Origin of the sequence: Paenibacillus gallinarum (genome assembly GCF_014836635.1) — a bacterium.
Lineage (GTDB): Bacteria > Bacillota > Bacilli > Paenibacillales > Paenibacillaceae > Paenibacillus > Paenibacillus gallinarum.
Window position 1 is genome coordinate 136,791 of sequence record NZ_JACSQL010000010.1, and the last position, 22,559, is coordinate 159,349.

General features: G+C 43.6%; 20 protein-coding genes and 1 pseudogene. 17 read left to right on the top strand and 4 right to left on the bottom strand.

What is annotated here, in order from left to right; genetic code table 11:
- The first annotated feature begins 14 nt into the window (after positions 1–14).
- Positions 15–1,901 carry a molecular chaperone HtpG gene (htpG, locus tag H9647_RS19060; RefSeq protein WP_191802937.1) on the top strand — a complete coding sequence of 629 codons (1,887 nt, stop codon included), beginning with the start codon at positions 15–17 and terminating at the stop codon, positions 1,899–1,901.
- Between the two features lie 77 nt (positions 1,902–1,978).
- Here the strand turns inward: htpG and H9647_RS19065 are convergent, their stop codons facing one another.
- From H9647_RS19065 to H9647_RS19080, 4 genes are all read right to left on the bottom strand, one after another.
- On the bottom strand, positions 1,979–2,248 hold the full coding sequence (locus tag H9647_RS19065; RefSeq protein WP_191802939.1) for a hypothetical protein: 270 nt from the start codon (positions 2,246–2,248) through the stop codon (positions 1,979–1,981).
- A gap of 74 nt (positions 2,249–2,322) precedes the next feature.
- Complete coding sequence (locus H9647_RS19070) at positions 2,323–2,595, bottom strand: hypothetical protein (protein WP_191802941.1); 273 nt, start codon at positions 2,593–2,595, stop codon at positions 2,323–2,325.
- A gap of 196 nt (positions 2,596–2,791) precedes the next feature.
- Positions 2,792–2,947: a hypothetical protein gene (locus H9647_RS19075; protein ID WP_191802943.1), complete on the bottom strand. Its 156-nt coding sequence runs from the start codon at positions 2,945–2,947 to the stop codon at positions 2,792–2,794.
- A gap of 100 nt (positions 2,948–3,047) precedes the next feature.
- On the bottom strand, positions 3,048–4,022 hold the full coding sequence (locus H9647_RS19080; RefSeq protein ID WP_191802945.1) for an NAD(P)H-binding protein: 975 nt from the start codon (positions 4,020–4,022) through the stop codon (positions 3,048–3,050).
- A gap of 244 nt (positions 4,023–4,266) precedes the next feature.
- Between H9647_RS19080 and H9647_RS19085 the strand changes: the two genes are divergently transcribed.
- The 16 genes and pseudogenes from H9647_RS19085 (at position 4,267) to H9647_RS19160 (ending at position 22,535) form a co-directional block, all read left to right on the top strand.
- Entirely contained in the window at positions 4,267–4,974 is a 708-nt protein-coding gene (locus H9647_RS19085; RefSeq protein WP_160033897.1) for a response regulator transcription factor, read from the top strand.
- 5 nt (positions 4,975–4,979) lie between these two features.
- Entirely contained in the window at positions 4,980–6,200 is a 1,221-nt protein-coding gene (locus H9647_RS19090) for a sensor histidine kinase (protein ID WP_191802947.1), read from the top strand.
- Between the two features lie 170 nt (positions 6,201–6,370).
- Positions 6,371–7,645 carry an ArnT family glycosyltransferase gene (locus H9647_RS19095; RefSeq protein ID WP_225229413.1) on the top strand — a complete coding sequence of 425 codons (1,275 nt, stop codon included), beginning with the start codon at positions 6,371–6,373 and terminating at the stop codon, positions 7,643–7,645.
- Positions 7,620–8,372 carry a glycosyltransferase family 2 protein gene (locus H9647_RS19100; RefSeq protein ID WP_191802949.1) on the top strand — a complete coding sequence of 251 codons (753 nt, stop codon included), beginning with the start codon at positions 7,620–7,622 and terminating at the stop codon, positions 8,370–8,372. The genes H9647_RS19095 and H9647_RS19100 overlap by 26 nt, the downstream gene beginning before the upstream one ends.
- Positions 8,362–8,895, top strand: coding sequence for a DUF2304 domain-containing protein (locus H9647_RS19105; protein ID WP_191802951.1), 534 nt, complete (start codon positions 8,362–8,364; stop codon positions 8,893–8,895). Before H9647_RS19100 ends, H9647_RS19105 begins: the two co-directional genes overlap by 11 nt.
- A 64-nt stretch (positions 8,896–8,959) precedes the next feature.
- Entirely contained in the window at positions 8,960–9,241 is a 282-nt protein-coding gene (locus H9647_RS19110; protein ID WP_449867023.1) for an EamA family transporter, read from the top strand.
- A 310-nt stretch (positions 9,242–9,551) separates the two neighbouring features.
- On the top strand, positions 9,552–10,946 hold the full coding sequence (gene hemG, locus H9647_RS19115; RefSeq protein ID WP_191802955.1) for a protoporphyrinogen oxidase: 1,395 nt from the start codon (positions 9,552–9,554) through the stop codon (positions 10,944–10,946).
- Between the two features lie 125 nt (positions 10,947–11,071).
- Positions 11,072–11,239 (top strand): DUF3934 family protein, encoded by a 168-nt coding sequence (locus H9647_RS19120; RefSeq protein ID WP_191802957.1) that lies wholly within the window; start codon positions 11,072–11,074, stop codon positions 11,237–11,239.
- Between the two features lie 293 nt (positions 11,240–11,532).
- A pseudogene (locus H9647_RS19125) lies at positions 11,533–13,183 on the top strand (catalase).
- A gap of 197 nt (positions 13,184–13,380) precedes the next feature.
- Positions 13,381–13,599: a hypothetical protein gene (locus H9647_RS19130; protein ID WP_191802959.1), complete on the top strand. Its 219-nt coding sequence runs from the start codon at positions 13,381–13,383 to the stop codon at positions 13,597–13,599.
- A 196-nt stretch (positions 13,600–13,795) separates the two neighbouring features.
- Positions 13,796–14,116: a hypothetical protein gene (locus tag H9647_RS19135; protein WP_191802961.1), complete on the top strand. Its 321-nt coding sequence runs from the start codon at positions 13,796–13,798 to the stop codon at positions 14,114–14,116.
- Positions 14,117–14,228: 112 nt separating this feature from the next.
- Positions 14,229–14,396, top strand: coding sequence for a hypothetical protein (locus H9647_RS19140; RefSeq protein WP_191802963.1), 168 nt, complete (start codon positions 14,229–14,231; stop codon positions 14,394–14,396).
- A 156-nt stretch (positions 14,397–14,552) separates the two neighbouring features.
- Positions 14,553–15,074: a GNAT family N-acetyltransferase gene (locus H9647_RS19145; RefSeq protein ID WP_191802965.1), complete on the top strand. Its 522-nt coding sequence runs from the start codon at positions 14,553–14,555 to the stop codon at positions 15,072–15,074.
- 193 nt (positions 15,075–15,267) lie between these two features.
- Positions 15,268–15,891: a deoxynucleoside kinase gene (locus H9647_RS19150; protein WP_191802967.1), complete on the top strand. Its 624-nt coding sequence runs from the start codon at positions 15,268–15,270 to the stop codon at positions 15,889–15,891.
- Positions 15,888–16,541, top strand: coding sequence for a deoxynucleoside kinase (locus H9647_RS19155; protein WP_191802969.1), 654 nt, complete (start codon positions 15,888–15,890; stop codon positions 16,539–16,541). Before H9647_RS19150 ends, H9647_RS19155 begins: the two co-directional genes overlap by 4 nt.
- A 291-nt stretch (positions 16,542–16,832) precedes the next feature.
- Positions 16,833–22,535 carry a pectinesterase family protein gene (locus tag H9647_RS19160; protein ID WP_225229414.1) on the top strand — a complete coding sequence of 1,901 codons (5,703 nt, stop codon included), beginning with the start codon at positions 16,833–16,835 and terminating at the stop codon, positions 22,533–22,535.
- Positions 22,536–22,559: the final 24 nt, after the last annotated feature.

Here is a 22,559-nt window from a genome sequence, read left to right on the forward strand (position 1 = left end):
AAGGGAGACTATTCATGGCAACGAAACAATTCCAAGCGGAATCCAAGCGTTTACTTGAAATGATGATTAACTCCATTTACACCCAGAAAGAAATTTTCTTGCGGGAACTGATTTCTAACGCAAGTGATGCGATTGATAAAATGTACTATAAAGCTTTGGTGGAAGATCAGCTGACTTTCCAGTCCGAAGACTATTTTATTAAAATTACGGCGGACAAAGAAAACCGCACTTTAACAATTTCCGATACAGGAATCGGGATGACGCAAGAAGATCTGGAGAATAACCTCGGGATCATCGCGAACAGCGGTTCTTTTGCGTTCAAGAACGAGAACGAACTGAAGGACGGACACAATATCATTGGTCAGTTCGGGGTTGGTTTTTACTCTGCATTCATGGTGGCTGACAAGATTTCCGTGATTACGAAAGCATGGGGAAGCGAGCAGGCTTACAAATGGGAGTCCGAAGGCGCAGATGGATATACCATTGAATTAGCAGAGAAAGACAGCGTAGGTACCGACATTATTCTTCACATTCGTGAGAATACAGAAGAAGATACTTACGATGAATACCTTGAAGAGTATCGTCTCAGAACCATCATCAAGAAGTATTCTGATTTCATCCGCTATCCAATCAAGATGGATGTGAAGACTCAGAAGCCGAAAGAAGATGCAGAGAACGAGTTCGAGGAAGTTACTGAAGAACAAACCGTGAACAGCATGGTGCCGATCTGGCGTAAAAATAAAAATGAGCTCACAAATGAAGATTATGAGAACTTTTATTTTGAAAAACGTTATGGTTTCGACAAACCGCTGAAACACGTTCATATCAGTGCAGACGGTGCGGTTGTATATAATGCAATCCTGTTTATACCTGAGAAAACGCCGTTTGATTACTATACAAAAGAGTACGAAAAAGGTCTTGAACTATACTCTAACGGCGTTCTAATTATGGACAAATGCGGTGACTTGCTGCCGGATTACTTCAGCTTTGTGAAAGGGATGGTAGACTCCGAGGATCTATCACTCAATATTTCCCGCGAACTGCTGCAGCATGATCGTCAGCTGAAACTGATTGCGAAAAATATCAAGAACAAAATCAAATCCGCACTTCAATCCATGATGAAGGATGAGCGCGATAACTATGTGAAGTTCTATGAGTCCTTCGGCAGACAGCTGAAGTTCGGTGTATATAATGACTACGGTATGAATAAAGGTGATATTCAAGATCTGCTCCTGTTCTACTCTTCTAAAGAGAAGAAGCTTGTGAGCCTGGCTGAATATGTATCCCGTATGCCGGAAGATCAGAAGTATATTTACTATGCAACAGGTGAGTCTGTAGAGCGTATCGATCGCTTGCCGCAAACGGAACTTGTAGCCGATAAAGGATACGAAATTCTGTACTTCACAGATGATGTGGATGAGTTCGCAATCAAGATGCTTCAGAACTACCAGGAGAAAGAGTTCCGTTCTGTATCGAGCGGTGACCTTGGATTTGAAGCGGATGCGAATGAGCAGGAAGCGGAAGCGAAGGAAAACGAGAACAAGGAATTGTTCGAACAAATGCAGGAGTTACTTGGCGGTAAAGTGAAAAAAGTCAAAGCTTCCAAACGTTTGAAATCTCATCCGGTTTGCTTGTCTGCTGATGGGGAAATCACTATTGAGATGGAAAAAGTGCTGAATGCCATGCCAAATGCAGATGGACAGCAAGTGAAAGCTGATAAAGTGCTGGAAATCAACGCAAACCATGAAGTGTTCAACTCACTGAAACAAGCATTTGAGAACGATAAAGAGAAGTTTGCTGTGTACACAAGCGTATTGTACAATCAAGCGCTTCTAATTGAAGGATTGCAGGTCGAAGACCCTGTTGCTTTCACTAATGATATTTGCAAAATTATGGCGTAAACTACGTATTGATATAGTGCAGATTGCAGAAAATCCCTCAGTCCTTATAGGACTGGGGGATTTTTATTTGGGTAGAACTAATTGCTTCTAATAGCAAGATAATATACTCCAATGAGGCCTACAATATAAATAACAATCCCGATAGCCATCCATAGTAAGGATGCTTTTGCAAAATTAGACTTGTTTGGATTAGTGCTACTGCTAAATGCCCAAATAAATAAAAATATGAGATTTACAATAGGGATAGCCACCAGAAAAGTAACAAGCATCCAACTTTTGACGCTTACAATGGGAGCCTCTGGTGGAGTATCTCTTTCAGGTGTAACATATGGATCATTGTTCAGCATTTTTTGATCTCCTAACTTATGTGATATGTATATTCGTTTATATAAAATAACATTAATATGTAAAAATTGGCAACTCATTTAACTAATATTTTTATTTCGAATAAAATGAGTACGAGTTTTTTTCCTATAATCGCGGCAATGAAGTAGAGCAACATATTAATGATCAATATATAAGCTGCGGATATCCCCAAGCCGAAAACTGGAATCCCAAAATAGTACATTAAACCAATAACTATAGCTGTAATGAAAAGCCCCCACAGAAAATGATTAACAGATAACGTGAACGAATTATCTTCCTGATGATTCATTCTTGCTGCTTTATACTCCAGATGATCTCGTTTGTTCATAAAACCCAACACCCTTCGCTGTAAATAACATGATCTTAAGATATAAACAATAAATAACATAAAATGGTTACACCAAAATACATAGCTGTTTCATCTTTATAGAGCATGAATATGATAGTGCTGCGTAAAACAACGACAAAAAAACCGCACAGATTAGTGCGGTCTTTTGTATTTGAATGACTACTTAAAATATAAATTAATCCTTTTTGTTCGGATTAGGAAGGTCACGAGGGTTCCAGTTCTCCGCTTGAGGCTCAATATCCTCATGTTTTTTCACTTTCTCTTGCTGCTCGAGGGAATTGTTTTTGTTATCCTCTTGATTACGTACTTTATCTCCAGTTTGTTGTTGCATCTGAATTACCTCCTTAAAATGGTTAACGATGATTTCGATATAATAATAGATACCCGATCCGACATTACTCAAACATAAACGGTAGATGATCCGAAGGGCATTATTTGCTATGTTTGCTAAGCTGCTTAAGGTGAAGGTCAAAAGCTTTCATAACCCACAGATGAAGTTTGGCCTGAGTATATTTATAGATAAACCAAGGTAATGAAGGTACATAATCATGAATCGCTACGATACATTCTCTCGAATTGGGCAACTGTAAAAATTCAAGTCTCCCATTATGAACTTCCTGCCTATTAACCAAGGTTCCGCTTGAAATTCGGTACGAAGCATAAGTTGGACTACTTTTCGTTTTATCATAGGTGAGTTCGAGAAGTGGTGCTCTTGTGGCCCTAAGAAAAATGCGGACAATCTGATCTTCACTTCTTGAAATCCGAATGAACGGTTTCGTAATACGTGACAGCCACTCTATGTAATAGTGCAGAACCCAATGTGCATTTTTCCCTTCCGGTAAACAGATCCGCTGTATAGATCTCACATCTGATTTCATTGATTTTTTCGCTAAACCCGTAATTGGAGAAGAAGAACTAGACGGGCTAACAAACGGCCCTGCCTGAAGGGTAGTAACAGGAATATCATACGAGCCTAAGATCCGCTCTACTTCAAGTCTGCCTCGCAAGTGACGGGATACGTCTTTGTTTTCTACCTCCGGCGGAATCATTTCGCTTACATATACGATTTTTTTCACACTGTTCCGCTGGGCTGCTCTGGCAAAAAGCTCTGCCAAAATCGCATCCATATCCTCAAAGCTGCCTTGAGTCAGTTTAGCGGAAGGCAACATGGAGTGGATCAGATAGATGGCATAGTCTGCTCCGCGCAATGCTTTTTCTGCATCTTCATAGGAGAAGAAGTCACAAGCACACCAAGTGACATGCTCCGAATTTATATGGTGACCTCTGCTTCGGGATATTGCGATGATATCGTAATTCTTTTGAAGTTCGGTCATTAGGTACTGGCCAATATTTCCCGATGCGCCGGTAAGGGCAATGACGGGACGATAATTCTCCTCTTGATCCATAGGATGTATCTCCTTTGTTATTAAATAGATAACCTTTGATTTCAGCGATACCTCTGTTTTCATCTAACTTCCTATTAACTGTATAAAAAGCGTGAGATTGCTTATTCTAAAGAGAATTCATCAACAGGAATTTAAGCTAATATTAAGATATTTACGACCGTAATATTAAGGTTTCTGGTTTATAATGCTATTTATTAAAGCATAATCTTAGATTTTAGAATATTCAAAGAGGTGTGAAAACAGCATGTCCAGAGAAGCAATCTTACTTGTTGATGATGAAAAGGAAATTATCGAACTCATTGAAATTTATTTAAAGAATGAAGGATACATAATATTTAAGGCATTCAATGGGGTGGAGGCCCTCGAAGTACTGCGCAACAACCCAGTTGATTTAATTATTCTCGATGTCATGATGCCACAGATGGACGGGATTCAAGCATGCATGAAAATACGAGAGAAAAACAATACTCCCATTATCATGTTGTCTGCAAAAAGTCAGGATATGGATAAAATTTCAGGCCTGAGCATCGGTGCGGATGATTATGTTACTAAGCCTTTTAACCCGCTTGAACTGGTCGCCCGGGTTAAATCACAGCTCCGCCGGTACAAAATGCTCAATAACCGCAGTGATTCGGGCGAGGATGAGATCGTGATTGACGATCTTGTGATTAATACCGCTACTCATACCGTGACGGTGGGGGATCAGGAAGTAAAGCTGACGCCCCGCGAATTTGATATTTTAAAGCTTCTGGCCGTTAATCAGGGAATTGTTCTGAGCATGGACAAAATATACGAGGAAGTCTGGAACGAGCCGTTCATGGACTCGAAAAATACGGTCATGGTACATATCCGCAAGCTCCGCGAAAAGATCGAGAAGGATACTCAGCATCCCGCTTACATTAAAACGGTTTGGGGCATCGGCTACAAAATGAGATCTACAAAGGAGATGTAAGGGATATGAATACGAAAGTACACATCAGTATTCGTTGGAAATTCCTTGCCATATTTCTTGGATGCATGGGACTCACACTGCTGTTCGTTCTGCTTGGGGGGTTGCTCGCTTCCTATGTTATCAAACTGAGTCCCTATAACGTGCCCCTAGCGTGGATCATCAACCATGTTGGCTCTCAAAATACCATTCTTATTTTTGGAACTGCCTTTTTTATCACCTTATATATCTTTGCAACCCGTCCGCTTGTCTTACGTGCGAAGGAACTTGCAAACGTTCTTGAGGAGATGGCGGACGGCCGGCTTCATACGACTGTAAAGGTGAAGGCTTCTGATGAACTGGGTACAATCGCAGGAAACATCAACAGCGTGTCTGAACAGATTCATACGTATCTGGAGGAGATTAATCAAGGGCTTGCGAAAATCGCTAAGGGGAATTTTGACCACGAGATTCCGGTTAGAGAAAAACATGAGCTTGGCCTGATTGCAGAGAGTATCAACGCGATGAGCGAACAGCTGAACCGTTCCATTCAAGAAGAGCGAAACGCGGAGAAAACGAAGAACGATTTAATTACTGGTGTTTCCCACGACCTTCGAACCCCGCTTACTTCCATACTCGGATTCTTAGAAATCATTGATAAAGACCGTTATACGAACGAGGTGGAACTTCGCTATTACATGAATATCGCGTATGAAAAATCACTTAGCCTCAAAAAACTCATCGATGATCTATTTGAATATACCCGTATTAACAACGGCATGCCTCTTCATTTACGTGAACTGGATGTAACAGGACTCATTGAGCAGCTGGCTGAGGAATTTGTCCCGAGTCTGGAGCAGGCGAATATGACCATTCGAACGCATGTACCAGATCACCCGATGATGATCAAGGCTGACGGAGACCAACTTGTGCGAGCATACGAAAACCTTATTTCTAACGCGATTAAGTACGCAAGCAGCGGTAAATATATAGACATTTACATTGAAAAAAAAGATGGACAGGTTGTTGTACGTATCTGTAACTATGGGGAACCTATTCCCAAGCGGGACCTTCCTTATATCTTCGAACGTTTCTACCGCGTCGAACAGTCCCGTTCAAAAGAAACGGGCGGAACGGGCCTCGGACTTGCGATCACAAAGAGTATCTTCGATGTGCATGGGGGCGAAATTTCCGTGGAAAGCTCGCCTAGACAGACTGTGTTCGAGACTCGGCTGCCCATCTTGGAATAGCCTAAGGGCTATTTTAAATAAATCAATGAAAAACTTAAGAGTTTGTTAAGCATTTAGATAAGAACCGTTAAGAACTGTCTTGTAGTCTTGACTTTAGCAAGAGGACATCAAGTACCTTCGATGAACTGGTGCCTCTGATATATTACTTCAGGAAGGAGCAAGACTGAGGAATGGACACGATGGCGTCTAAGATGCTTACACATAAAAAAACATTGCTAATAACGATGATTGTATTGATTTTCGGACTGGCTACTTTTTTAAGACTGGACTTTCTCGTATCGGTCAATCATAAAGTATCGCATGATACGGTGAATTACGACATTATGGTTCGGCAGCTGCTGGAAGATGGAATCTATGCTTATAAAGATACGGAGCCAAACGCCCAGGTTACGCCGGGTTATCCGCTCTTTATGGCGGCGGTTTATAAGATGGTTGATTATCAAAATAATGATCCTTTTCCATACATTCGATATATCCAGGTCGGTATTAGCCTCGTTACCCTGGGGCTGATTTATTCCATTGCCCGAAAACTTGCGGGTCAAACGGTTTCGATCATTGTGCTGCTCATAAGCGCTGTATATCCTCCATTCATTTGGAGTAACGGCGCGGTGCTCACGGAGGTGCTGGCATGCTTTTTCCTCATGCTTTATATCCGCCTGCAGCTTTCGACGTTTGAGAAAAAAACACGAACTCTCGCTCTGCTTAGCGGTGCTGCAATGGGACTGCTTGTGCTTACGCGTCCGGAATTTTTGATTCTAATCCCAGCGGTTTATGTGTTTTATTACTTCTGGAAAAAGAACTTCAAGTTCACGCTGAAATTACTGCTGTTCACCTGCATTGGTACGGGGGTTGTTCTCTCACCTTGGGTGATCCGCAACATCGTGACTCTGAACGAGGTCGTTATTGCTTCTACACAGGTTAATCCCTTTGCGGCGGGTACTTATCCAGATAAAAACTATGATGATGGACTGGTTGACCGTCACGGTAAAACCCAAATGGAGGTCGCAAAAGAGCGACTGAAGGTCGGTTTTACTGAACACACATGGACGTTTGTAAAATGGTATACCGTTGGAAAATTGAAATACATCTACTCAAATATGTATTTTGGCAGCGGTCATACCCCGATATACAGTGTGCTTCCAAGTCCGCTCGGCAGTATGCTTCATTTAGCACTTGTATATTTTTGTCCGGTCGCTTTGATTGCTGTTGTTCGAAAGTGGAGAAAGCCGCTTACGCTGCTTACGTTGATTCTCGTGGTCATGACAGTGACACGCTTAGCTTTCGTACCGGAATACCGATATAACTACACCTCAATGCCACTGATCATTATGCTGGATACGGTGGTCGGCGTTGCGATCCTACGCTGGTTCTGGAATAAATACGTAAGACCTTCACATTCACAGAAAGGAGCTGTTATCTATGATGGATCGACCAACAATTCATAATTCTTCGCTCAAAGTGCTTGTCATTGTTCCTGCCTATAACGAGGCGGAAGGCATTGGGCAAGTGATTCAGCAGATTCGTCAAGATATCCCCTATGTGGACGTGCTTGTCATCAATGACGGATCAAGTGACGACACCAGTCGGATCGCAAAATCTGCTGGCGCGAGCGTTATTGATTTAACTTGTAATCTGGGCATCGGCGGAGCTGTGCAAACGGGTTACCGCTATGCGGCTGAACATCATTATGATTATGCCGTGCAGATTGATGGTGATGGACAGCATAATCCGAGTGATCTCAATCGGCTTCTGGATGCGATACTCGAGACGGGAGCTGACATGGTCATTGGTTCTCGCTTTATTACAAAGGAAGGGTTTCAGTCGACCTTTGCCCGCAAAATGGGCATCGGTCTGCTATCCGCCCTTTTGACTCGGCTCACCGGGCAGACCGTAACTGACCCAACTTCAGGCTATCGCTTCTGCGGAAAACGAGCGATTTCCCTGTTTGCCCGCGAGTATCCGACCGACTACCCAGAAGTAGAGGCACTGATGCTACTATATAACCGGGAACTCACCTTTACTGAGATTCCTGTCATCATGAAGGAACGTCAAGGCGGGGTATCAAGCATATCGGCGATGAAATCCGTGTACTATATGTCTAAGGTGATCCTATCTGTCTTGCTCATGAAAACCATGAAAAAGAGAGCGTGGGAACATGGCTATGAATCTTAATGTTTACTTCGTCAGCTTCTGTATCAGCTTAGCGTTTGCCACTACGATTTTATATTTAATTCGCAAGCGAAAATTAAAGGAGCAGTACGCGCTACTTTGGCTTTTGATGAGCGCAATCATGATGGTTTTATCTTTATTTCCGTCCATTTTGGACGAGCTGGCGGTACGAATTGGTATTTTTTATGCTCCGTCGCTGCTTTATTTACTGAGTGTAGTTGCTATACTGTTCATTCTGCTGCACCTGACGATCACCGTATCCTCACTTACGAACCGGGTCGTCGTACTGACACAAACGCTGGGGCTTACGGAAGAACGCATTCAAAAGCTGGAAAAGCAGGTCGAGAAAGCAGCAGAGGCACAGGGAATAACTATAGCTGAAGAAGAGAAGCAGGGGATAGCCATACCGGATTTCTCACAATCCCCCGGGCTGTCTCTGAAACACTCATATGACCAAGTTTGCCCTTCATCTTTAGACCGTGATGTTGTTCCCCCTCATGATCCAAGCAGGGAGGAGATCCGATAATATGGCCTATGCCGTGTTGTTACTCAATATATTACTACTCGTCTCTGGCCAGATTGTTTGGAAGATGGGCCTTGAACAGCAGGGTGGCATTCACCTCAGCAATTTCTTGTCGGTCCTGTTCTCGCCACTGATCCTGCTCGGTATCCTGTTCTATGGCTTGGCTACGGGGCTATGGTTTATTGTTCTGTCCCGTCTGCCGCTGAGTTTAGCTTATCCGCTGCAAAGCCTTGCTTATGCGATTGGGATTGTGGCAGCCTGGTATTTCTTTGGGGAAAGTGTCCCCCTGAACCGCTGGATCGGAGTGGCAGTCATTGTCATCGGTGCGGCTATCATTGCTGCAAAATGACAGTGCCGTGTGACTATATAGTTCATCGTTATCGTAAGCCTGGTCCGGTCCACCGGCAATTCCATGTGGAGAGATGGAATACTATACACTGTGCTTTTAATGCTCACATAGAGCATAGATTCATATAGAGAGTCTGCATCTGTTTATTCCTTACGTTGATGAAAGGCAATCAACATTATAGGATTGGCAGATGTTTTTTTGTATTCAATTACGTTTTGTCATAAGAAGCAACAGGAAGGGTATGGTATACTTTATTGCATGATTTATAAGTTAAATAACCATATACTTCAGATATAGTAGGTGAACAGTTGTGAAGACGATAGCTGTAATTGGAGGCGGCATTACCGGATTGTCCGCAGCATATACCTTGCAAAAAGAAATTGAAAAAGGGGATCTTGCTGTTCGTGTTATTTTACTCGAATCGAATCGTCAGCTGGGCGGTAAGATCTGCACTGCACACGATGACAGCTTTACGATGGAGACAGGTGCAGATTCCATTGTCACTCGTAAAAAACATATTTTCGATGTAATTGAAGAGTTGAAGCTCAAGGAAAAAGTTGTCTATAACGAGACAGGGACTTCTTTCATTCACACGGATGGAGAGCTCAAGCAGATTCCGGAAGATGCGATGTTTGGGATCCCGATGAGCATTGAGTCTCTTGCCCAGACCACGCTGGTATCTGCCGAAGGAAAAGTTGCAGCTTTGAAAGATCTTTACACGCCCAACGAGTCATTTACAAAACAGGACTCGCTTGGGGATTTTCTTGAGGCATTTCTTGGTGCGGAGTTTGTGGAGAAACAGATTGCTCCGGTAATTTCCGGCGTGTATTCTGGAGATATTCATGAACTGACCCTTGCATCAACGATGCCTTATTTATTGGATTATAAAAATGAGTATGGAAGTCTCATACGTGGACTTGATGCTCATCGAAACGAGCTGAAAGGTCCCAAAGAAGGTAAGAAATTTTTATCTTTCGAAGGCGGGATGGCTGAACTTATTGATGCCTATGAGCGAGAACTGACGGATGTAACCATCTGCAAGAATACGGCCGTTACCAAAATCGTTCATGGACCGCAGGAAGGAACCTATACGGTTTCCGTTTCCGATGGAGAAGATATCAGCGTAGATCAGATCATTCTTGCTGCGCCCCATAAGGCAGTACAACAGATGCTTCAGCATGAAGAACTGAATCGGGATTTTGAGCAGCTGCGCAGTTCATCGATAATCAGTATCTATCTCGGATATGATGTGCCGGACGAGCGGCTTCCTGCGAATGGGACTGGATTTATCACTTCCGGGAGCAGCGATCTCATCTGCAATGCCTGCACTTGGACGAGCCGCAAATGGAAACATACTTCGAAGAAGAGTCAGCTGTTAGTCAGACTCTTTTATAAAAGTGTGAATCCAGCCTACGAACAAATGAAGGATATGACACAAGAAGAACTGCTGCAAGTAGCAGCAGAAGATGTACGGAAAAGTCTCGGTATGTCTGAATCTGCCGTAACTCATAATGTGAGAGTATGGCATGAAGAAATGCCGAATTATCACCGTAAGCATCATGAGCTGGTTACGTCACTCGAAGAGAAGATGTCAGCGCATTATCCAGGTGTTATGCTTGCGGGCTGCTCTTATTACGGGGTTGGTATTCCAGACTGTATTGCGAATGGGGAGAAGACTGCCTCTAAGGTGATAGAACAGCTATAGAAGGATACAAATTTCATAGATTGGCAGGGGAAGCAAGATCGCTATTTTTCCTGTCTTTACTGTACTTATCGCTATTTTTCCTGTATAGTTCAGGCATAACATAGGAATAGAGCTGGAGTGATTGGATGAGTAAGGCAAAAGGTAAGGGTGGAACAGGAAGAGGTACGGGGAAAAAAGGATGGAATCGTTGGCAAGCAGGCGAACGACGCGCTAGTAGTTCTCCTAAACCATACAAGAGTAAAGGTACAAAGAAAACAGAAAATAGTGAAGGCGGCTCAGCCGATACTCGCTAATTTTTATGACATATGAGATTGATAGACATGAAATAAAGAACTCGCCATTTCGGCGGGTTTTTTTTGTTTTAGCGGACAATAAGCTGCATGAATCTGACCTTGATTAATGAATGATGAAGATATGATGTAGAAGGAGATTTCTTGGTGAATTTGACTCATTTGAGCGGTTCATAAAGAGCGGACTGAGTGTAATAAATATTGAAGAATAAGAATGAAAACAGATTCGTTATTCTCATTATAATCCTTCATTCTACAAGGCTTGAGGGACTATTTTAATTAGGGAGGTTTACATTTTGGCAGAAGACAATAATAAGAACACGACAACCGGACAAGATGTGAAACGAGAGACATTAACCACCCGTCAGGGACATCCGGTGACGGATAATCAAAACATCCGTACCATTGGAAATCGGGGGCCTGCAACGCTTGAAAACTATCACTTTATTGAAAAAATATCCCACTTTGATCGAGAAGAAGTGCCAGAACGTGTGGTTCACGCACGTGGAGCCGGAGCATTTGGATATTTCGAGACCTACGGTAAAGTAGGAGATGAACCTGTAGAAAAATATACACCGTGCGAAAGTATTTTCGGGTGCAGGGAAGAGAACACCGCTCATGGTTCGTTTCTCCACTGTGGCAGGATCCAAAGATTCACCGGAGACAGCACGAGATCCGCGCGGATTTGCCGTAAAAATGTACACAGAGGATGGCAACTGGGATTTGGTAGGTAACAACCTGAAAATTTTCTTTATCCGTGATGCAATGAAGTTCCCGGATATGATTCACGCCTTCAAAGCAGATCCAGCTTCCAATGTAGCGAATCCTCAACGGATGTTTGACTTTGTTTCCCGTTCGCCTGAAGCTACCCATATGATTACTTTCTTATTTTCACCATGGGGTATCCCAGCTACATACCGTCATATGCAGGGCTCTGGTGTAAATACTTATAAATGGGTGAATGACAAGGGTGAGGCTGTTCTCGTGAAGTACCATTGGGAGCCGAAACAAGGCATTCGCAACTTAACTCAAGAAGAGGCAGATGCTATCCAAGGGAAAAATGTGAGTCATGCGACACAAGATCTGTATGAAGCGATCGAACGCGGGGATTATCCTGAATGGGAGCTATATGTACAAATCATGGAGGATGACTACCATCCTGAACTTGATTTTGATCCCCTTGATGATACGAAGCTTTGGCCGGAGGACAAGTTCCCGTGGCTGCCGGTAGGGCGCATGGTCTTGGATCGTAATCCGGTAGATTATCATGCAGAGATTGAGCAAGCTGCTTTCGGTACGGGGGTTCTGGTGGACGGAATGGACTTCTCCGATGATAAAATGCTGCAGGGACGTACCTTCTCCTACTCGGATACGCAGCGCTATCGTATAGGCGCGAACTACCTTAAATTACCGGTAAACGCACCCAAAGTACCTGTGCGGACGAACCAGCATCGCGGACAAATGGATATTCGTGATCCAAAAGAGTCGGGCAACAATCCGCATGTTAACTATGAACCATCTATGATTGGCGGATATCAAGAGGCAACTAGTGAAGGACGTCCTGAGCACCGCCCAACGTATAATGCGCAGGCGATGAGTGCTCCTATTGACCGGCCGAACAATTATGGTCAAGCAGGTGAAACCTATCGTAATTTCGAGGACTGGGAACGTGATGAACTCATCAAGAACCTATCCGAAGCTCTTGCCGTCTGTGACAAACTAATTCAAGATGCCATGATCGAACACTTTACTGAGGCGGATCAAGACTATGGCCGCCGTGTGCGGGAAGGGCTTGAGAAGAAACAAAAAGAACTTGAGGAAAGTAAGATGGATAACAAGCTTCCAGGCCGTGAAGCAGGCCAATCCAAATATCGTCAAGGTTCACTAGCCGAAAACGAAGCTACAGTGGATGCGGTGAAAAACAGCCACGAAGCTGATCCATATTAATTAAAGAGAGCAAGTTATAAGTGGCTACCAATATTATCAGTGAACCGATAATATTGGTAGCCATTTTTGGTTTTGAATTTTTTATTGCGATGATCATGAACTCTTGGTTCTGATAACAACAGTACTTGATTTTTTATCTGCTTTAGGTTGTAAAATAGCCATTCTTATTTCCTTTCTTAATAAAGGAGGAATGAACAATGGAAAATCTGAACTTGGAAGAAATGGTCTATCTCATTACGAATATAGGTTTCCCAATGGCAGTGTGTGTTATTCTACTTCGCTATGTTCTGCAAACCATCGGGTCACGTCTTGATAAACTAGATAGCTCTTTACTGAGACTTAACCGGAGTATTAGAGAACTCGATGCCGAAGCGAAGGCAAAACATACAGCGTCTGAACGGAAAAAAGAAGAGTGATGAGACTCGTTTTGTTATACTGGGAGTTTGATAAACGTACTCTATCCCGAAAGGTTGATACAAAACAAGATGAGAAAACGATTAACAAGTCTAATGGCAGCAGGATAAAATCATTTATAAGCTGGAAGAAGAGAATGAAGCTGACCTCGCTGAATGGGATGACGATAATGAGCAGATTAATAAAGTAAGCACCCTTGTGTATTCACATCTGGAACAGAAAGGCAAAGAATTCGCAGGAATAGCCGAGTTTTCGAATGAGTCGAATGAGCCGATCACTGTTGAAATGAGGTTGCCGCTGGGTGCAAAGCAGGCACTGTCGGAGCCGAACATCTCCGTGCTTGAAAGAAAATTAAAAACAACGGTGTATGAGGTATCCTTTTCGGCAAATGAAGATTTCTTTAAAGATAATCCGAACACAGAAGTTTTTTATGAGCTTAAATGGAAACAGCTTATAGGCGATACAATGCATACGATCACGAGATTCGAAAGCTCAATAGAAACAGATGAAATCTTCTAGATGATTTTATTTCAGGAAGAAAAGTAGGCACCTCTTTGCGTTTCGAATTCTGTAAGAAGGGTAATTTTCAAACAAGAAGGTAACCATACTACTTACGAAGGAGGAAATTGAAATGTTGAAAAAAAGAGGTTTGTTTTTAACAGCTGTCGGTGCTGGGGTAACGTACTTGATGAAAAATAAAACGGCACGTGATAAAGTTTTCACTACGGTATCCGGTATGATGAGAAGTTCACGTTCTTCTCACGGTGGACAAAAGTCGCCGCGTGTTGATGTGAACTAGGAAGATTGATAGAAGATAACTCGGCCAATTTCGTGGCACGGGTTATTTTTTTTGCTTCCGTACTCGGCAGAACTGGATAAGCTTTACGTCAAATGATAGACTGGTGCTAACTTAAGTGAGGATGAATGAAGGTAACAACAAGAAGGAAGTGACTTTATGAGCAAGATTCAGTCCCATGTATTTGAACAGGTGTATAGCATTATGGAGGAATCGTTTCCTCTGATTGAATATCGCTCTTTTGAAGGACAGCAAGCTTTGCTTACGAATGCAAGCTATCGACTACTCACCAAAGAGAATGACCTGGGTGAGGTCATCGCCTTTCTGGGCGGTTGGGAATTTGATGAATTCTGTTTCGTAGAGCACATTGCCGTAAAACCATCCATTCGCGGTGGCGGGCAGGGCAAGCAGTTGATGATGGACTTTATAGCGCAAACGAATAAGCCGGTCGTGCTGGAAGTAGAGCCGCCGGATGAAGAAATAAAACAAAGAAGAATTGGTTTTTATGAGCGGCTTGGTTTTCATGTGAATTCCTATCCGTATGTACAGCCGCCGCTTCGAGAGGGGCAACCCGATTTCCCTTTGCTGCTGCTGAGTTATCCAAGTCTGCTTACAGAGGAACAGTTTCAGTCTTACCGGGATACCTTGTATGCAGAGGTATATCAAGTGATATCGAAGTAGAAAACAGCTAATCATTCACACCATTTCCAGTGCGTTTGCATGGGAGTGGTTTTTTGCTGTTTACACCATTTTTGTGGATTGGGAATTGTAATGGTTTCTTCCTTTTTTTAATCGCTCCGAAAAGAGATATTCTGTGATACAATATATTCTCTATGACGGTAATATCGGTTACGAATATAACAGGAGGATTCACATGACAAAAGGCATGTTTATTGCGGTTGAGGGTCCTATAGGAGCTGGAAAAACGACGCTTTCGTCCATGCTTTCCAAGGAACTAGATATCCCTTTATTAAAAGAAATTGTAGAAGAGAATCCGTTTCTCGGAAAATTCTATGAAAACATAGATGAATGGAGCTTTCAGCTCGAGATGTTCTTTTTGTGTAATCGGTATAAGCAGTTGGAAGACACGACGACGAACTATATCCAACATCAGAAAAGAGTTATTTCCGATTATCATATCTATAAAAATTTGATTTTTGCACAGCGCACGCTGAAGGGTGTCAAAAGAGAAAAGTATCGCAAGATCTATCATATCCTTACCGATGATCTTCCGAAGCCTGATCTTATTATATATATCAGAGCGGATCTTGATACGCTGCTTAAACGAATTGCCAAACGCGGACGCTCTTTTGAACAGAAGATGGACCCCGCTTATTTGGAACAGCTTATTATAGATTACGATGAAGCAATGACGTCTCTTGCTGAGCGAGAGCCAGATACAAAAATTATTACAATTGACGGTAATCAGATCGATTTTGTCGCAAGTCCTGAGCAATTTGACCTGATTGTGTCTGAGATAAAGGAGTACATTCAATGAACGATTACAACATTCCGCAAAATGCTTTGATTACGGTGGCGGGTACCGTAGGTGTAGGAAAATCTACCTTAACCGCTGCACTTGCGGATCGACTTCATTTCAAAACCTCTTTAGAGAAGGTGGATCATAACCCTTATTTGGAGAAGTTTTATCATGATTTTGAGAGATGGAGCTTCCATCTTCAGATTTATTTTTTGGCTGAACGTTTTAAAGAGCAAAAAAATATTTTTGAAGCAGGGGGAGGGTATGTTCAAGATCGTTCGATCTATGAAGATACCGGAATTTTTGCTCAAATGCATGCAGACAAAGGTACGATGAGTGTAACTGATTTTGAGACTTACACTAGCTTATTTGAAGCAATGGTGATGACCCCTTATTTCCCTCATCCAGATGTACTTATCTATCTCGAAGGAAGCCTTCCATCGATCTTGAACCGGATTAAAGAACGCGGCCGCGAGATGGAAATCCAGACAGATCCGGCCTATTGGGAAGAAATGCATGGACGTTATGCGAAATGGATCGGAGAATTTAACGCTTGTCCTGTGCTGAAATTAAACATTGATGAGTATGATGTGCATGATCCAGCTTCCTTGGACAGCATACTCGCGGAAGTTGGAAAGACGATCACTAAGCATCGAAACAATAAGTAAATAGGGAAAGGGCTCCTCTAGTATATAAGGTACATAAGAGGGGTCTTTTTTTGTCCTAATGTAGTGATGTGCAGAAATGATCAAGAAATATGCAGGAAACAACTTTATTGATAACGCTTACATATGATCTTCTATTCTGATTCAGTAGGTTGCTTCAGATATATAGCTTGTAAGTGTTACCCTGACTGATAATGAGGTTAATCTCTGAGACAAAAATCATTGAAAGTTCATATCAGGGAGGTAAGGAGGATGTAAAGCAAGGAAGCTATTCATTTGAGGAGGGATTGGTTAATGATGAAAAAACTCGGTGTGCTGCTGCTTGTTCTATCGCTTATTGCATCTATGCAGCCAGCTGCTGCGGCAACGTCTGATGTTTCGTCAGAAGCACCCGCTCTGCCGGCATTTCCTGGAGCAGAGGGCGGAGGCATGTATACAACTGGCGGACGTGGCGGTGAAACGGTATATGTCACTACATTAAAAGACAGCGGACCGGGTTCACTAAGAGAGGCAGTAGCTAAAAGCAATGCAACCATCGTATTTGAAGTGGGAGGAACCATCCATCTGGAGTCCCCGCTCAAAATTACGGGTTCTAATTTAACGATTGCAGGGCAAACCGCACCGGGAGAAGGCATAACGATTTCGGATTACACCACTTCTTTTGCAGGTGATAATCTGATCATCCGTTATTTGAGATTTCGTCTGGGAGATCGTTATGTAAATGAAGATGATGCTTTTGGTGGTCGTTACCACAAGAACATTATCATTGATCACTGTTCATTCAGCTGGTCAGTTGATGAGGTGCTCAGCGTCTATGATAACGAAAATACAACGATTCAGTGGTCCATCGTTTCTGAAAGTATGCTGATGACCACACATTTTAAAGGCAGACATGGATATGGCGGGATATGGGGAGGAAAGAATGCAAGCTTCCATCATAACCTGATTGCCCATAATGCCAGCAGAAATCCTCGACTTCCGGGTAAATCTCCAGAAGATAACGTAGATTTTTATAATAACGTAATCTATAACTGGGGATTTTTCTCCACTTATGGAGGGGAAGTCGGGCAGTACAACATTCGAGACAATTACTATAAATATGGACCAAATACTTATCGTACGGTCCGCGACAATATTTTTCAGGAAGTTCATGAAGGCTCGAAAATATATATTGGCGGCAACTATGTAGATGGTTCAGAAGAAGTGACAAGTGATAACTGGAAAGGGGTACCGATTGTTCGTAACCCAGCTTCCAAGCTGAATACACCGATCGTAATGCCAAACCCATCTGCACCGGAAACCGCGACGGATGCTTATGAGAGCGTGCTCGAAGGAGCAGGTGCTGTGCTACCGCGAAGAGACTCCGTTGACGCAAGGATCATCAGAGATACAGCGGAACGGACCGGGGAACATATTAATTCTCAGAAAGAGGTTGGAGGGTACCCGGAATTTGCGTCTGTGAAGTCTGATCTAGCGGATGATGACAGGGACGGAATGCCGAATGTGTGGGAGATTCAGCACGGGCTGAATCCTAACGATCCTTCTGATCGAAATGGGACGCAGCAGTCTGGATATACGAACCTAGAGGTATATCTAAACGGAATCGTCAGTAATGGTTCCGTGAGTCCTGTAGTTACGATTAGTTTACCAGCGCATAATACGATGATTGCAGCAGGAGACTCGGTTACCATTGCGGCAGAAGCGATGGATCCAGATGGATTGATTGATCGAGTAGAGTTCTATCAAGGGGATCAGCTGCTTGGGGAAGATAAAGCAGAGCCGTATTCTTTTGAATGGAAGGACATACCCGATGGTACGTTTTATATAACGGCCAAAGCAATCGATAATACGGGAACCGCTGCACAGTCAGATAAAGTGACGATCCATGCCAACACAGAAGGAAACACAGAGCCATGGGTTTCAAAGGATATTGGAAATCCGGGAATCGCTGGTCATCTTCAAATCGGTGCGGACAGTTCAGAAGTTACATTGAAAAGCGCCGGAGATATCGGTGGTCCTGCCGATTCGTTTCATTTTGCCTACCAAGAACTTGTCGGTAACGGTGAAATAGTAGCAAAAATAGAGCACATCACAGGAACAGATAATGAGGCTGAAGCGGGTGTGATGATTCGTGAAAGTCTTGAGCCGGGTTCCAAGATGGCAGCTCTGATGATTCCATACGTTAAAGAAGGAAAGAAAACGGTCCTCATTTCGAGAACTGCCAGCGGAAAAAATGCAGTTACGAAAGAGCCAGAAGCTTTTGTGAATACCCCTTACTGGGTCAAACTTATGCGCCTGGATGACAAAATTACAGCCCTTACTTCAAAGGACGGTAGCGAATGGACACAGCTGGATACCATCACTCTTCCGATGAATGAAAAGGTATATTACGGTCTTGCAGCAGATGCCTCTAAAGCAAATGATGAGGTGCTGAAATATAATACTTCAAGGTTAACAGGAGCAGAGGCAAAGAACCTAAAAGCTGATTATCCTGTAGCACCAACGGGAATAAAGACTGAGGCTGGAGATCAGCAAGTGAAACTCTCTTGGAATGAAGTTCCTCAGGCGGAGAGTTACCATATTTATTCTAGTACGATACCTGGTGGACCTTATGAACAGGTCGCATCCGCTGTTACAGGTTCTTCGTACCTTCATACGGGTCTGACTTCAGGGCTTGCTTATTATTATGTTTTGACAACCGTGAACGCAAGCGGCGAAAGCTTCCGTTCTTCCGAAGTAAGCGCGATTCCGACAGGATCGGTTGGAACAATCCATGTGGTAGATGATAACTTTGAAGAGGCTGAACTCGGAGCCACCCCTACAGGTTATGTAGTTCTTCCCAATCCACAGGATGCAGATCATACAGTAACTGTGGTAGATACTCCAGCAAGTTCAACAGGAAATTCATCGGCGAAGAGTCTAAAAGTTTATGATAACGCGCCTGTGAATACCCAATTCACTCGGCAGTTTACAAAACAGACAGGTGCATTTGTTGTAGAAGCTGACGTGATGTCCGAATCATGGCCGGGTACTTCCGTCCTGCTTCAGCTTCAGGATGAGACAGGTACCAAGATTCCGCTGTCCATTGAAATCCGGAAACCAACCCAGCCAGCGGCAGAAGGAACGGACACTTTCGTATATAAACGCAGTGGAGCGGACTATAAGCTTGCAGACCGTCCGGAAAATAACCGCTGGTATAATGTGAAGGTAGCGGTGGACATCACTGCACAGACTGCGGATATCTATATTGATCATGCTCTTAGTGCAGATGATGTACCGCTTCAAGCGGATGTGCGAGCTAGTGGAATCAGCCGCATCATGGGCAAGATGCCGGGAAGCGGCAAGGGTACCATCTATTATGACAACCTAAAAGTGTATAACGAACCTGTAGCGTCTCCAAAAGGACTTAAAGCTTTGCCTGGCAATGGAAAAGTTCAACTCGAGTGGCAGCCGGCTGCAGGAGCTGCTTCTTATACGGTGAAACGCAGTCAAAAAGATGGCGGTCCTTATGAGATACTAGCAAAAGGACTGACCGAATTTAGCTATGTCGATGAAACCGTTAAGAACGAAGTCAATTATTATTACGTAGTGACAGCAACAGGACCCGCTGGAGAGAGCGGCCTATCCAATCAGGCGACAGCACTGCCGAGCGCAAGCGCAGTGAAACCAGATGCTCCAAGCGGACTTACCGCTGCTGCCCGGAGTGGTCAGATTGATCTGAATTGGCAGCCGCTTACACAGGCAGTGACTTATACAGTGAAACGCAGTCAGACCATGACAGGACCTTTCGAGGTGGTGGCCAGTAAAATTAGCGGTTCCTCCTATCGAGATTCCGGTCTTGTAAATGGTCAGGCATATTACTATACGGTATCTGCTTCAAGTGTTGCAGGTGAGGGACCCGATAGTGAACCTGTTCAAGTTACACCTGTTCTACAGCTGAGAACGCCGGAGATAACAGGCGAAAGTATCTCTCAGGGTGCCCTTATTTCTTGGACTGCTGTGGATGCAGCTGAGAACTATTCCGTACAGCGAGCTGTATATGCTGATGGACCATTCGAGGAACTAGGGATTGCCGAATCCACATCCTATACGGATACGAATGTAATTAGCGGCAAGCCTTATTATTATCAGGTAATCGCCAAAAATCAGGATTCGCGTAGTTTGGGATCGAAAGTGGTTGTTGTGAAGCCTCAAGAAAGCGAGGGATCACCACCGACAGGACCTCAGGGGGTTATGATTGTGCCGAGCAATGAACGGCTTACCCTGAAATGGGAGCCTCTAGCGGGAGCAGATACGTATTCACTGAAAAGAAGCTCGTCTGAAGACGGCACTTATCTAACCATCGCGGATGGTTTGACAGAGACTTCCTTTACTGACACAGGCCTTACGAACGGAGAGTCTTATTACTATATTGTATCTACCGTCATCGGGGGAGTAGAAAGCGCAGCTTCACTTCCCGTCAGTGATATTCCAGCCCGCAGTATTACTGTGGCACTGGACGGAAGCGGAGATTATCAGACCGTACAAGAGGCGATTAATGCAGTACCAGATCAAAATACATCTCAGATGATTATTTATATTAAGAACGGCACATACCGCGAGAAATTGGTCCTTCCGGCCACGAAACCGAACATTCGGATGATTGGGGAGAGCAGGGAAGGTACCGTTCTCGTGTATGGCGACAGTGCGAGTACCCCGGGAGCCGACGGCTTGCCAATGGGAACTTCCAATAGTTCTGGATTCAAGGTGCTGGCAAACGACTATTCAGCAGAGCGATTAACGATTATGAATGATGCAGGAGATGACGCCGGTCAGGCGGTTGCCTTGTATACCAAAGGAGATCGTATGACATTCCGGGAAGTAAATCTGAAGGGTTATCAAGATACCTTCTATGCCAATGATGGTCGTCAGTATTTTGTAGACAGTTATATTGAAGGGGATGTTGATTTTATCTTTGGCGGAGCAACTGTTGTTTTTGAGAACAGTGTTATTCACAGTCTGAATGATGGTTACGTCACAGCGGCATCAACCCCGGAAGACAAACTAGGTTATGTATTTTTGAATAGCCGATTCACTGCAGAACCAGGACTTACGGGTACAGTTCCTCTGGGACGTCCGTGGAGACCTTATTCTAATGTATATGTCATTAACAGTGAACTCGGTGATCACATTGAACCAACGGGATGGGATAACTGGAGAAATCCTACGAATGAATTGACAGCACGCTATGGGGAATTTGCGAGTTATGGTCCTGGCGCGAATCCATCGGCAAGATACACTTGGTCAACACAGCTAACATATGAGGAAGCATCTTTGCTCACTCCTGAACATATTCTTGCTGGAGATGATGGATGGAACCCAGCCTCTATGATTGCCGTTCCAGACGGAGATACAGCTTTATCTTCGATCATCATCGGCGGCCAGCCGCTGCCAGAATTTGATGCAAGCCGTTTATCTTATGAAGTTACAGTGGGAGCTGGTGAGGATGTACCTCTACTAGAAGCTGCGGTTCGTTCTGCTTATGCGAAAGTGGACATTATACAGGCGGACGCGGATTCGAGGCAGGCTCTTATTACGGTTACTGCACAAGATGGAAGTGAACGTAAATATACAATTCAGTTTAATACACAAGAACAAATCGATCAGACACCACCGCAGTTAACTCTTTCCGTTGATAAGCCGGTATTGTACCCAAGGGGCAACAAGCTGGAAGCGATCAAAGTAACGGCTTCTGCTGAAGATGACCTTTCTGGAGTAGCGAATATCAATCTAGTGTCGATTACTAGCAGTGATGAAGATAAACATGAAGGACACCAAAGAGCAGATATTCAAGAAGCAGAGTTTGGTACTCCTGATTTTGAATTTATGCTTCGTGCTGAAGTAAAAGGTGGTTCGAAAGAGCGTGTATATACGATCGTATATGAAGCGATTGATCATGCAGGTAACCGGACACTTGCCGAGACTACAGTAACGGTGAAAAAAGGAAAAGATAATTAAATTGGTTCACTAATTAGGAAAATG